The 12360-nt window shown below is 71.2% G+C and carries 10 protein-coding genes; 5 read left to right on the forward strand and 5 right to left on the reverse strand.

The window, feature by feature from the left end:
* Positions 1-9: 9 nt before the first annotated feature.
* Positions 10-474 carry a hypothetical protein gene (locus tag KYK13_RS04400; protein ID WP_223642216.1) on the reverse strand — a complete coding sequence of 155 codons (465 nt, stop codon included), beginning with the start codon at positions 472-474 and terminating at the stop codon, positions 10-12.
* Positions 475-594: 120 nt separating this feature from the next.
* On the opposite strand from KYK13_RS04400, the gene KYK13_RS04405 reads away from it, so the two are divergent.
* Both KYK13_RS04405 and KYK13_RS04410 read left to right on the forward strand, forming a co-directional pair.
* The gene (locus KYK13_RS04405) at positions 595-1173 is read left to right on the forward strand and encodes a hypothetical protein (protein WP_223642218.1); all 579 of its coding nucleotides are present in this window, start codon (positions 595-597) and stop codon (positions 1171-1173) included.
* A 15-nt stretch (positions 1174-1188) separates the two neighbouring features.
* Positions 1189-1764, forward strand: a complete 576-nt coding sequence (locus KYK13_RS04410; protein WP_223642219.1) for an RNA polymerase sigma factor — start codon at positions 1189-1191, stop codon at positions 1762-1764.
* 9 nt (positions 1765-1773) lie between these two features.
* Here the strand turns inward: KYK13_RS04410 and KYK13_RS04415 are convergent, their stop codons facing one another.
* Positions 1774-3825 carry a hypothetical protein gene (locus KYK13_RS04415; RefSeq protein ID WP_223642221.1) on the reverse strand — a complete coding sequence of 684 codons (2052 nt, stop codon included), beginning with the start codon at positions 3823-3825 and terminating at the stop codon, positions 1774-1776.
* Positions 3826-4123: 298 nt separating this feature from the next.
* On the opposite strand from KYK13_RS04415, the gene KYK13_RS04420 reads away from it, so the two are divergent.
* Positions 4124-6595, forward strand: a complete 2472-nt coding sequence (locus tag KYK13_RS04420) for a heavy metal translocating P-type ATPase (RefSeq protein ID WP_223642223.1) — start codon at positions 4124-4126, stop codon at positions 6593-6595.
* Between the two features lie 97 nt (positions 6596-6692).
* Positions 6693-7784 (forward strand): aromatic ring-hydroxylating dioxygenase subunit alpha, encoded by a 1092-nt coding sequence (locus tag KYK13_RS04425; protein ID WP_223642225.1) that lies wholly within the window; start codon positions 6693-6695, stop codon positions 7782-7784.
* Position 7785: 1 nt separating this feature from the next.
* Here the strand turns inward: KYK13_RS04425 and KYK13_RS04430 are convergent, their stop codons facing one another.
* From KYK13_RS04430 to KYK13_RS04440, 3 genes are read right to left on the reverse strand one after another with little or no spacing between them, the layout of a single operon-like run.
* Entirely contained in the window at positions 7786-8559 is a 774-nt protein-coding gene (locus KYK13_RS04430; RefSeq protein WP_223642227.1) for a DUF3226 domain-containing protein, read from the reverse strand.
* Positions 8556-9707, reverse strand: a complete 1152-nt coding sequence (locus KYK13_RS04435) for an ATP/GTP-binding protein (protein WP_223642228.1) — start codon at positions 9705-9707, stop codon at positions 8556-8558. The genes KYK13_RS04430 and KYK13_RS04435 overlap by 4 nt, the downstream gene beginning before the upstream one ends.
* Positions 9708-9724: 17 nt before the next feature.
* A complete protein-coding gene (locus KYK13_RS04440; protein WP_223642229.1) occupies positions 9725-10678 on the reverse strand; it encodes a PLP-dependent cysteine synthase family protein in 954 nt (317 codons plus the stop codon).
* Between the two features lie 175 nt (positions 10679-10853).
* On the opposite strand from KYK13_RS04440, the gene KYK13_RS04445 reads away from it, so the two are divergent.
* Entirely contained in the window at positions 10854-12314 is a 1461-nt protein-coding gene (locus KYK13_RS04445; protein ID WP_223642230.1) for an ATP-binding protein, read from the forward strand.
* Positions 12315-12360 lie beyond the last annotated feature (46 nt).

Here is a 12360-nt window from a genome sequence, read left to right on the forward strand (position 1 = left end):
GGCCGGCCTTCAGCGCGGCTCGTGCTCCGCGAGCGCCTTGTCCAGCGCCTCCGCCTGCTGGCGGACGTCCTCGTCGGTGTCCTTCGCGGCCCTGGCCAGGTGGGCGCGGGCCCGGGCGGCCTCCGTCTTCGCCAGGGCCATGGCCATGCACAGGTTCGCCTTGGGGTGAGCCGGAGATGAGGCCAGCGCGGGCTTGAGGACCTCCGCGGCCTGTGCGTCCTCCTGCTTCTCCAGGTGGAACATGGCCAGCAGGCAGGCTGGCTCCACCGCCGAGGGCTGCTGCTTCAGCGCCTCCCGCAGGAACTCCGTGGCGAAGCCGCGCTGGTCGTGTTCGTCCATCGCGAACGCCATGGCCTGGAGCTCCTCCACGGTGGCGTCGCCCCGCTGCTTCACCTGGTCCACCAGGCGCTGGGCGTTCTCGAGGTGGCCGGCGCGCAGCTCCTTGATTCCCTCGGAATACGGAGAGCTCTTCACGGTGTCTCCCAATGCACCACGCGGTGCGTTGCATCCATTCTGCGCGACTTCGGGCGGGGGGCCGCAACTTTGGGGAGGCGGTTTCCGAAAAATCGAGAAGACTTCTCCCCCCAGGCCCCCATGATCATCCGCAACTCGCCCGTCCGCCAGCCGCTGACCTCCGGTCCGGAGACCTCCGCCGCGCGCCCCGCCGCTCCCGCCGCGCGCAACGCGGTGAAGGACTCGTTCTCCTCCGGCACCGCCGCCGCCCAGCGCACGGGCGCCGTCACGAACGGGCCTCCGGGGGACCACGGCAAGCTGATGAGCGAGTACCTCACCGGCGCTCGCCCGCCCCCGGCGGACTTCGAGAAGGTCATGGGCTACAAGCCCTACGCCATCCAGACGCCGCACGGGCAGCGCATGCAGGATCCGCTCGGCTACGCGTCGGTGCCCGGCAAGATTGGCCCCGTCGAGGAGTTCGACAAGGCGGCCAAGACGCACGACTACGGTTACGACATGCTGCGGTACTACGACCGCAAGGGCACGCCGCTGAAGCCCGAGGCCCGCAAGGCCGCGGACGCGCAGTTCCGCCAGGACATGTTCGACTACGCCAACGACCAGAAGGGCACGATGGCGAAGTTCAAGTACCGTGCGTGGGCGCAGATCTACGCCACCGCGGTGGAGCTGAACTCGCGCGTGCAGGGCTACGGCCCTCCGTAGCCGCAAGGGAGACGCATGGACGTTGAAGGGCCAGACGCGGGGCTGCCTCCGGACCGGGAGGACGTGATGTCCGCGCTCCTGGCCCAGCAGCGCCGCTTCCGCGCCTTCGTGGAGCGGCGCGTGGGCAACCGGGCCGTCGCGGAGGACCTCCTCCAGACGGCCTTCGCCCGCACGCTGGAGAAGGGCGGGGCGCTGAAGGACGGCGAGGGCGCGGTGGCGTGGTTCTACCGCCTCCTGCGCAACGCGCTCGTGGACCACCACCGCCGGCAGACCGCGGAGGGCCGCGCGCTGGCGGTGGAGGCCCGCGAAGGGGACGGCGCCACGGAGGACCTGGAGCTCAAGGGCGCGGTGTGCGAGTGCCTGCACGACCTGCTGCCCACGCTCAAACCCGAGTACGCGGAGCTCGTGCGCCAGGTGGACCTGGAGGGACGCGCGGTGCCGGACGTGGCGCGTGAAGTGGGCATCACCTCCAACAACGCGGGCGTGCGGCTGCACCGCGCGCGGCTCGCGCTCAAGCGTTCGCTGGAGCGCGGCTGCGGCACGTGCGCGGAGCACGGCTGCCTGGACTGCTCCTGCAAGCCGCGCCGCTGAGGCGCTGGCTCAGGGGCAGGTTGCCGCGTCGTCGTTCATGTCGATGTGCACGCCCGACGGGTCGCCCTGGAACACGCTCGCCGCGAGCGCGGTGGCCCGGCACGTGGGCAGCTTCGGGTTGCTCACGACGACGAAGTCGGCGGACACGCGCGCCAGCTCCGGCAGCGCGAGGTCCGTGAGCGTCGCGTTGCCCTGGAGGTTGAGGCTCGCCACTTCGCGCAGCAGCGCCAGGTCGCCCAGGGACGTGAGCGCCGTGTTGCCCAGCACCTCCAGCGAGCCCAGCCGGGGCAGCGAATGGAAGCCCTCCAGGGACGTCAGCACGGGGTTGCCCACGGCCGCCACCGCGCCCGCGCTCCGCAGGAGGGGCAGGCGGTGCACGCGCTGGAGCTTCTCGTTGTACTTCAGGGAGAAGTCCTGGGCGACCTGCTCCAGGGAGGCCATGTCCCCCACGCTCACCAGCGCCGGGTTGCCCTGGATGAAGATGCGGCCCGCGTAGGAGAGCCGCTCCAAGCCCTTCGTGTCCGTCAGCCGCGGGTTGCCGATGATGTCCAGCTCGCCCACGGAGGAGAGCTTGCCCAGCGGGCGGAGCTCTTCCAGCACGGGGTTCCCGCGCAGCTCCAGCGCGCCGTCCACGGAGGTCAGCGCTTCCAGCCCGGAGGGGATCGGGAGCGCGCTGTTGTTCGTGAGGCGCACGTCGCCATGGACGCGGGCCAGGCGGAAGAAGGGCAGCCGGTCCATCCAGAGGTGATTCTCGATGATGAGGGACCCCAGCAGCTCGGTGATTCTGGGCAGCAGGCCGGGCTCCACCAGCGAGTTGTTCGCGCGCAGGATGACGCTGAAGCGCGGCTGCACCGCGGCCAGCCCCTCCAGCGTGGGGAGCATGGGGTTGTTCTCCACGAGCAGGCTGCTTTCGACCCACAGGGGGAAGTCCGGCGCAGTGCCCAGCGTGAGTGAGTCCAGCAGGGCGTTGGCGCTCACCATCACGTCGCCGCCCACGAAGCGCAGCGCGGGCAGGGACAACCGCCGCAGGCTCGCGTTGCCCCGGGCCATGAGGTCCTCCTGGATGACCGCGAGGGCGGGGAGGGACGCATCGGTCAGCGTGGGCGCGGAGATGATCAACCTGCCGCGCAGGTGGGTGACGCCCTCGAGCGCGACCAGGTCCACGGGGCTCGACACGGCGAAGTCCCCGTCGTGCACGCGGGCGGTCTGACAGACGTACGCCACCGGGCTCGTGAGGCCGCCGACGTCTGGCTGGCCGTCGCCGTCCTTGTCCTGGAAGGCGTCCACGCGCGTGCCGCCCCGGGCGCAGTTCGGCCCCGGGCCTTCCGCCTGGTGGCGCACCTTCAGGACCCCCGGCGCCAGGCCACAGACGTAGCTGGTGGCCTCGATTTCGGACGTCGCGAGTGAACCGTCGCCGTCCAGGTCGAGGCCGGACTCCAGCGCGGTGCCTCCGCTGCCGTCCTTGTCGCACGGCGCGGTGAAGGCCGGGAGCGCGCGCAGGCGGGACAGGACGGGGGCCGTCTGGTCGCAGGCGTAGACCGTCTGGGAGATCTCCGCGTCCTCCAGCAGCCCGTTGCCGTTGATGTCCTGGCCGGCGTCGGACACCCGTCCGCCCAGGGGGCACCGCTCGCCCGGAGTCACCGGCCGCACGCGCAGGAGCACGTTGGCGACCGAGGTGGCGCAGACATAGTCGGTGGCGGAGACCTCCGCGTCGTCGAGCAGCCCGTTGCCATCCAGGTCCAGGCCGGACTGCACCGCCTGGCCCCCCAGCGTGCAGTTCACGCCGTGGGGTTCGGCCCGCGCGCGGGTACGGACCGGGGGCAGGGCGGCGCCGCAGACGTAGTCGGTGGCGGTGACCTCCGAGTCGTCCAGCTCCCCGTCGCGGTCCAGGTCGAGGCCGGACTCCACCGCGTCTCCGCCGAACTCGCAGTGCCCGCCCGGCGGCTCCGGGCGCACGCGGGTCTTCACGTCGCGCTGGGTGAGCTCCGACAGGTCGATGGCATCACAGCCGCTGGTGAGGAGGGCCAGCACGGCCCCCCATGTCCCCCACGTGCGTCGCATTCGATGCCCTCTCCGGTCGGGCCCCGACCTTGCCTCCCAGGCCATACGGAGCGAGGGGATTTTCCAGGCTGTATTTCCCTGAAGCCCGTCCGGCGCGGCGTGCAAGGCCTTGGAAATCCAGGCCTCTGGCGCCGCCTCCTATCGGAAATCGCCCGCCCCGGACAGCCCCGGGCTCGCCTGGTCCCCCGCCATCCAATGCGGGGAGCGCGTGGGCGGCATGGGCCGGCGGGGAGGGCGGATGGCACATGTGTAAGAGCGCGCAGGGTGCCGCGTTGGCCCGGGGAAAGGAGGCTCCACCATGACGCATCCCCATCCGCATTCCCCCGTCCCGCCTTCATCCCGTCCGCCGCCCGCTTCCGAAAGGGGGGGACCGGCCATCGACCCCGTGTGCGGCATGAAGGTGGATCCACGCGCCCCCAGGGGCGGGAGCTGGGAGCGCGAGGGGCACACCTGGTTCTTCTGCGCCCCGAAGTGCCGCCAGCGCTTCCAGGCGGACCCCGAGCACTTCCTTCATCCCCAGCCGGCGCCGCCGCCCGCCGCGCCGGGCGCCGTGTACGTGTGCCCCATGGATCCGGAGGTGCGCCAGGACGCGCCCGGGGCCTGCCCGAAGTGCGGCATGGCGCTGGAGCCGGAGGCTCCGCCCGTCCTCCAGACGCGCGTCGAGTACACCTGCCCGATGCACCCGGAGGTGGTGCGCGACGGGCCCGGCACCTGTCCGGAGTGCGGCATGGCGCTGGAGCCGCGCACGGTGACGGTGGAGGAGGCGCCGGATCCGGAGCTGCGTTCGATGACGCGCCGGTTCTGGGTGGGGCTGCTGCTGAGCGTGCCGCTGATGCTGCTGGGCATGTCGGACATGCTGCCGGGGAGGCAGGCGGGGTTGTCGCCCTCGGCGCTCGTGTGGGCACAGTTCGCGTTGGCGACGCCGGTGGTGCTGTGGGTGGGGGCGCCGTTCTTCCAGCGGGGCTGGGCCTCGGTGAGGAACCGGCACCTGAACATGTTCACGCTCATCGCGCTGGGCGCGGGCGCGGCGTACGTCTTCAGCGTGGGGGCCACGCTGTTCCCGCACCTGTTGCCGGAAGGCGCGCGCACGGGGCACGGCGGCACCGCGCCCGTGTACTACGAGGCCGCCGCCATCATCCTCACGCTGGTGGCGCTGGGGCAGGTGCTGGAGCTGCGCGCGCGCCACGCGACCTCCGGCGCGCTGAGGGCCCTCTTGTCGCTGGCCCCCGCCACGGCGAGGCGCATCGCGGACGATGGCCACGAGGAGGACGTGCCGCTGTCCGGGGTCCACGTGGGGTGGCGTCTGCGCGTGCGCCCCGGGGAGAAGGTGCCGGTGGACGGCGAGGTGCTGGAGGGCGCGAGCGCGGTGGATGAGTCGCTCGTCACCGGAGAGCCGGTGCCGGTGGAGAAGGGGCCGGGCGCGAAGGTGACGGGCGGCACGGTGAACGGCACGGGCTCGCTGGTGATGCGCGCGGAGCGCGTGGGCCAGGACACGCTCCTGTCGCGCATCGTCCAGCGCGTGGCGGAGGCACAGCGCACGCGCGCGCCCATCCAGCGGCTGGCGGACCGGGTGGCCGGCATCTTCGTGCCCGCGGTCATCGCGGTGGCGGGGGTGACGGCGACCGTTTGGGGCGTGTGGGGGCCGGAGCCGCGGCTCGCGCACGCGCTGGTCAATGCGGTGGCGGTGCTGATCATCGCCTGCCCGTGCGCGCTGGGCCTGGCCACGCCCATGTCCGTGATGGTGGGGACGGGGCAGGGCGCGCGCATGGGCGTGCTCATCCGCGACGCGGCGGCGCTGGAGCGGATGGCGGCGGTGGACACGCTGGTCGTGGACAAGACGGGCACGCTCACGGAAGGCAAGCCCCACCTCGTGACGGTGGAGCCCGCGCCGGGCGTGGACGCGTCCGAGTTGCTGCGCCAGGCCGCGAGCCTGGAGCGCGGCAGCGAGCACCCGCTGGCCGCCGCCGTGGTGGCGGGCGCGAAGGAGCGGGGCGTGTCCCTCGGAGGCGTGGAGGGCTTCCAGTCGGTGACGGGGCAGGGCGTCCGGGGCCGCGTGGACGGACGCGACGTGGCGCTGGGCAACGCGGCGCTGATGCGGGCGCTGGGCGTGGAGGCGCAAGGGCTGACGGAGCGCGCGGAGGCGCTGCGCCAGGAGGGGCAGACGGTGGTGCTGGTGTCGGTGGACGGCCGCACGGCGGGGCTCCTGGGCGTGGAGGATCCGCTGAAGCCGTCCACGCCGGAGGCCCTGGCGCGCCTGCGCCATGAAGGCCTGCGCGTGGTGATGCTCACCGGGGACAGCCCGACGACGGCGCACGCGGTGGCGCGCAGGCTGGGGCTCACCGAGGTCATCGCGGGCGTGCAGCCGGACGCGAAGGGCGACGCGGTGAAGGCGCTGCAGGCCCGGGGGCGCGTGGTGGCCATGGCGGGCGACGGGGTGAATGACGCTCCGGCGCTCGCGCGGGCGGACGTGGGCATCGCCATGGGGACGGGCACGGACATCGCCATGGAGAGCGCGGGCGTGACGCTGGTGAAGGGCGACCTGCGGGGCATCGCGCGGGCGCGCGGCTTGAGCCAGGCCGTGCTGCGCAACATCCGGCAGAACCTCTTCTTCGCCTTCGTCTACAACCTGCTGGGGGTGCCGCTGGCCGCGGGCGTGCTGTACCCCGTGCTGGGGCTGCTCCTGAGCCCGCTCTTCGCGAGCGCGGCGATGAGCCTCTCGTCGGTGTCCGTCATCGGCAATGCCCTGAGGCTGCGGCGGCTGAAGCTCTAGGGCCTCCGCCCTTCCACCCAGAGGCCGCCCTGTGTGCCGCCAACCTGCCCGCCTGAAGGGGGCGTGCACCCAGGCCCGGGCCCATTAGACTGGGCGCATGAACGCCCGCGAGGAGGGGCGCGCCCCGAGTGCGCCCCCCAGTCACATCTCCGTCGTCCGGCTTCCGAACTCCTGGTTCATCCTCTGCACGTCGCGCGAATTGGGGGACAAGCCACTCGCGCGCACGCTGCAGGGCACGCCCCTGGTGCTCTTCCGGGGCGAGGGGGGCAAGCCCGGCGCCCTGATGGACCGCTGCCCGCACCGCAACGTGCCCCTGTCGCTGGGACGCGTGAAGGACGGGCAGTTGGAGTGCGGCTACCACGGGTGGCGCTTCGACACCGGGGGGCAGTGCCGGCTCATCCCGGGGCTCCTGGGTGAACCCGAGGCCCGCTCCCGTTGCGCCGCGTCCTACGCGACGCGCGAGCAGGACGGCTTCGTCTGGGTCTACTCCACGCCCGGCGTGGAGCCCACGTCGGAGCCCTTCCGCTTCCCGCTGCTGGACGCGGCGGACTACACCACCGTGCGCCGGGTGCTGCGCGCGCCCGGGTCGCTGCACGCGGTGCTGGAGAACACGCTGGACGTGCCGCACACGGCCTTCCTCCACGGCGGCCTGTTCCGCACCGCGGAGAAGAAGAACGAAATCGACGTGGTGGTGCGCAGGAGCGCGGACCGCGTGGAGGCGGAGTACCTGAACGAGCCCGCGCCCAAGGGGCTCGTGGGGAGGCTGCTCGCGCCGGGCGGCGGGGTGGTGCAGCACTTCGACCGCTTCCTCATGCCCTCCATCGCGCAGGTGGAGTACCGCATCGGAGACAAGAGCCACATCCTGGTCAACTCCGCCATGACGCCGGTGGATGACTGGGACACGCTCGTGTACGCGGTGGTGACGGTGAAGCTGCCCGTGCCGCGCTGGCTGCTCAAGGCCGCGGTGCCCTTCGTGCTGCCGGTGGGCCTGCACATCTTCGGGCAGGACGCGCGCATCCTGGAGAAGCAGACGGACACCATCCGCCGCTTCGGCACGGAGACCTATGCCTCCACGGAGATTGACGTGCTGGGGCCCAGCATCCTGCGCCTGATGCGCGCCCAGGAGCGCGAGCGCACCGGGCCCGCTCCGGACACGGTGCACGAGACGCGCGTGCGCATGCGCACGTAGCTCACCCGCCGGGAGCGTTTTCCCAACCGCCGAGCAACCCCTCCAGGAAGTCGATGAGGCCCGCGAGCATGGAGCGGGCTTTCGTCTGCTCGGAAATCCAGAGGTTGTCCGTCAGGGTGACCGTATTGGTGCTGCCGGGTTTGAGCAGGCTCGCCACCGCCGCGATGACGGCCTTCTCCGGGGAGAAAGGCTTCCATTTCGCAGCACGCCGCTCTGCTTCGTCGAATCCGTCGACATATGCGCGGGCGCGCTGGAGCAGAGTGCCGTAGACCGCTTCTCCCGCTTCGATGATCAAATGCTCGACGACGCCCTGCTGGTTGTTGTCAGGGAGTACGAAGATGCCAGTCTTCGGAGCGCCGTTTGTGAGCTCGCCCGGCGTGGTTGGAAAGTCCGGGAACAGTGGGCGGAACCCCTGTTGGTATTTCCTGGCCACATCCGAAGGCGCCTGCTTGTCGGCATCCGCGATGACGCCGAAGGCCGCAAGCTTCTCGTGCAGGTCGTGGTTCAGGAGCAGGGCGCTGACCTGCCTGATCAGGTCGCTGCCGCCCCCGGTGTAGATGGCCAGGGAGGTGACGCCATCCTCGAAGATCGACGGCATGGGCAAGCGCTCATAGAGGTTGCCCGTTTGGGACGGATAGCGGGGGATGAGGGGGGTCCAGAAGCCGTCAAGCTCATCGCTCTGCCCCCCAAAACGCTTGAAGCCGAGCAGCTTCAAGGACTGGCCGACGACGGCCTGGTCGGTCGGTCCTTCCACCGCGAGCATCGCGTACTTCACACGCGGATCTCCTGACCCAGTTCCTCACGCAGGACGGTGAGTTGCTCCTGCGAGAACCGCTTGGCCCGGATGCTCCCGTCCTTGCTCTCCAACCGGTAGACGACCATGTCATCGGAAGAGGACGCGCTCGCGGCGAGCAGGGCGTCGACCGCTTCGAGACTGTGGGTCGTCGCGAAGAGCTGCACGTCCAGCCGCTGGCAGGCCTGGATGAGCCAGCGAAACGATGCATCCAGCGCCCGGGTATGGATGGCGGATTCGATCTCGTCGACGAGCAGTATCCCGCCCTGGACCGTGGCCAGACTGACACCGAGCAGGAGCACCCGACGCATTCCATCGCCGAAGGTGTTGAGGGGGGCTCTGCCCAGACGGCGATGGCGTAGGTAGATGGCCGCGTCGTTCCGGGGGCGCTTCAGGATTTCGAGATCCTCGATGTAGGGGTCGAACTGCTTCAGGAGTTCGAGCACCGTCGGTTTGAGGTCTGAAAAAACGGCGTCTGACAGCGCCTCGACTTCGAGTTGCCGGATGCGGTGGCTGAACGGAGTGACTGTGGCGATGGGGGGAGCGACCGTCTGATGTGCCAGGGCGATGAGGGAAGGGCGAGACTCCCAGAAGTCGACCGAGAAGCGCTCTTCGTAGGACGGCGCGAGGCCACTTGATGACGGCGCGGCATCGTTATCCGTCAGCGTGGCATGGAACCGGAGTCTGGCCCCGTGTCGGACTACGCCTTCTCCGAGGGGAGGGAACTCCGGCGCATCCCCTGAAGGAGGCTCTTCACCACCCAGGAGATAGCCCTCGATCTCCTCGAAGTGAGTACGCGATTCCCGCGTTGGGAGGCTGCCCTGGCCACTGATGTGGACCATGCGTGACTCAGGCGGAGCCTCCGCGACATCCTCTTCTTTCGCTTGAGGAAAGAGCCAACGCAGCCCTTCGATGATGGCTGAGCGGGAGAGAACAGGGTCCCGCCGGCTCACTGCCTCCACCCATTCTGCTGGGCTCAGCGGTCGTGCGTGCAAGGCCACAGCCTCCAGCACCGTGCTCTTCCCGGAGTTGTTGCGCCCGACCAGCACATTGACGCGCCCGCATCCGGTGAGCTCCACGTCGCGGAGCCCCCGGAGCCTGTGGATGGTGAGGTTCTCAATGGGGAGCATGGGGTGCCCAGGCCACTCTAACCCTTGGCGGGCCGGGGCTGCACGAGCTCCGTGGAGAAGTAGCGCTCCATGCGGTCCGGGAACACCGTCACCACCTGGGCCTGCGGGCCCAGCCGCTTCGCCGCCTCCACCGCCGCCGCGTAGTTGAGGCCGGAGGACGGGCCCACCGGGAAGCCGCGGCGGATGAGCGCCCGCGCGGTGCGCATGGCCAGGTCATCCGAGATGTCCAGCTCCACGCGGCCCGGCATGTCCGCCTCGTGGTACAGCCGCGACAGGCCGTCCACCACGCCCGGCACGCGCGCGCTGAAGCTGCAACATTCAATGTCGCAGCCCAGCCCGGCGATGGGCCTCGCGACGAAGGCCGTCACCGGACAGCCGGCCTCCGCGAACGCCTGGTACAGCCCCACGATGGTGCCGCCCGTGCCCACGCCGCTCACCACGCCGTGCACCAGCCCGCCCGGCACCTGCGCCAGGATCTCCTGCCCCGTCCACACGCGGTGGGCCTCCGCGTTGTCCGGGTTCTCGAACTGACGGGGCGCGAAGCCGCCGCGCTCCTTCGCCAGCGCCTCCGCCCGCGCGATGGCGCCCCGGATGCCCTCGGCGCGCGGCACCAGCTCCACCTCGCCGCCGTAGGCGCGGATGGCGATGAGCCGCTCCTCCGTCACGCCCTCCGGCATCACCGCGGTGAAGCGGCAGCCCATCTGCGCGCTCGCCAGCGCCATGGCGATGCTGGTGGAGCCGCTGGACGCCTCCACCACGTCGCCGCCCGGGCACAGCTCCCCCAGCCGCCACGCCTTCTCCAGCATGTACCGGGCGATGCGGTCCTTGGTGGACCCACTGGGGTTGAGGAACTCCAGTTTGCACCAGATGGTCGGACCTTCCGGGTCCAGCCGCACGGGCACGAGCGGCGTGGGGCCCACGGCCTGGAGGAAGCGACCATCAGCGGGGAGAGGGCGGCAGGGAGGGCGCATGGGTCATCCCTACCGCGAAACGCGCCAGCGGGGGAGCCAGCCTGTCGTCCAGCGAGCGTCTGCGGCCGACCGGTTCCCTGGCTGTTCCGTCAGAGAAGACATTTTCCCATGTGCAACACTTGGCGCGCCTCGGGGCAGCCATTACGAAGGAGGGCCACGGTCTTCTTCCGCCCGCATGTCCTCCGCGCCCATCATCCTCAACGTCAACGACGACCTGGCCAGCCGCTATGTCACGTCGCGTGTGCTGTCCCTGTCGGGCTTCCAGGTGCTGGAGGCGGGGACGGGTGCGGAGACGCTGTCGCTCGCGGACGAGCACACCGACCTGGTCATCCTGGACGTCCGCCTGCCGGACATGAGCGGCCTGGAGGTGTGCAGGCGCTTGAAGGCCTCCCCGCGCACCCGCAACGTGCTGGTGCTGCACCTGTCCGCGCAGGCGGTGGGCCCCGCGGACCGGGCGCAGGGGCTGGAGCACGGCGCGGACGCGTACCTGGTGGCGCCGGTGGATCCCGAGGAGCTGGTGGCCCAGGTGCACGCGCTGTTGCGCCTGCGCCGCGCCGAGCGCGAGGTGCGCGTCCTCTCCGACCGGGTGCAGCAGCAGCGCCGCCTCCTGGAGCTGGCCATGTCCGCGGCGGCGGACCCCATCGCGCTCTACGACGGCGACGGGACGCTCATCTACGTCAACCAGGCGGTGGCCGCGTCGCGCGGCTCGCACCACGTGCACGTGCCGGGCAGGAACATCGACGCGATGCGCGCGATGGACCCGCAGCTGGAGTCCTTCGCGAAGTCGCTGGATGCGGCGCGGCTCACGGGGCAGGTGCAGCGCGGCCGCGTCACGCTGTCCTCGGACCAGGGCCCCAGGCACTTCGAGTACACGATGTCTCCGGCCACCGGCCCCACGGGCGCGGTGGAGGCGGTCATCGCCACCGGCCAGGACGTCACGGAGCTGCGCAACGCGGAGGACTTCCGCGAGCAGTTCATCGGCATCCTGGGCCACGACCTGCGCAACCCGCTCAACGCGCTGTCCATGTCCGCGCAGCAGCTCCTGCGCCAGGGCGAGCTGTCCGACCGCCAGCGCGTCTTCACCGGGCGCATCCTCACCAGCGCCGAGCGCATGGAGCGGATGATCCGCCAGCTGCTCGACTTCGCGCGGGCGCGGCTGGGCGCGGGGCTGCCGGTGGTGCGCTCGCGGTGCGACCTGTTCGACGTGGTGCGCGGCGCGGTGGACGAGTCGCGCGCCAGCCAGCCCCACCGCGAGGTGCTGCTGGACCTGCGCGGCGACGGGCGCGGCGCGTGGGACGCGGACCGGCTGGAGCAGGTGGTGACCAACCTGGTGTCCAACGCGCTCAAGTTCAGCCCGCCGGAGACGCCCGTGCGCGTGAGCGCGGAGGGGCTGGAGGGCGAGGCCGTGCTGCGCGTGCACAACCAGGGCTCGCCCATCCCGGCGGAGCAGCTGCCGCACCTCTTCACCGCGTGGCGCCGCGCCGGCCGCAGCGACCGGGAGCGCGGTGCGGCCGGAGGGCTGGGGCTGGGGCTCTACATCATGGAGCGCATCGTCAATGCCCACGGCGGCACCGTGCAGGTGACCTCCACGGAGGCCCAGGGCACGACCTTCACGGTGCGGCTGCCGCGAGACTGAAAAAGCTACGGGTTTGACGACTCGTGGACGGAAGCGTTGCGTCGAC

Origin of the sequence: Corallococcus sp. EGB (assembly GCF_019968905.1) — a bacterium.
Taxonomy (GTDB): domain Bacteria; phylum Myxococcota; class Myxococcia; order Myxococcales; family Myxococcaceae; genus Corallococcus.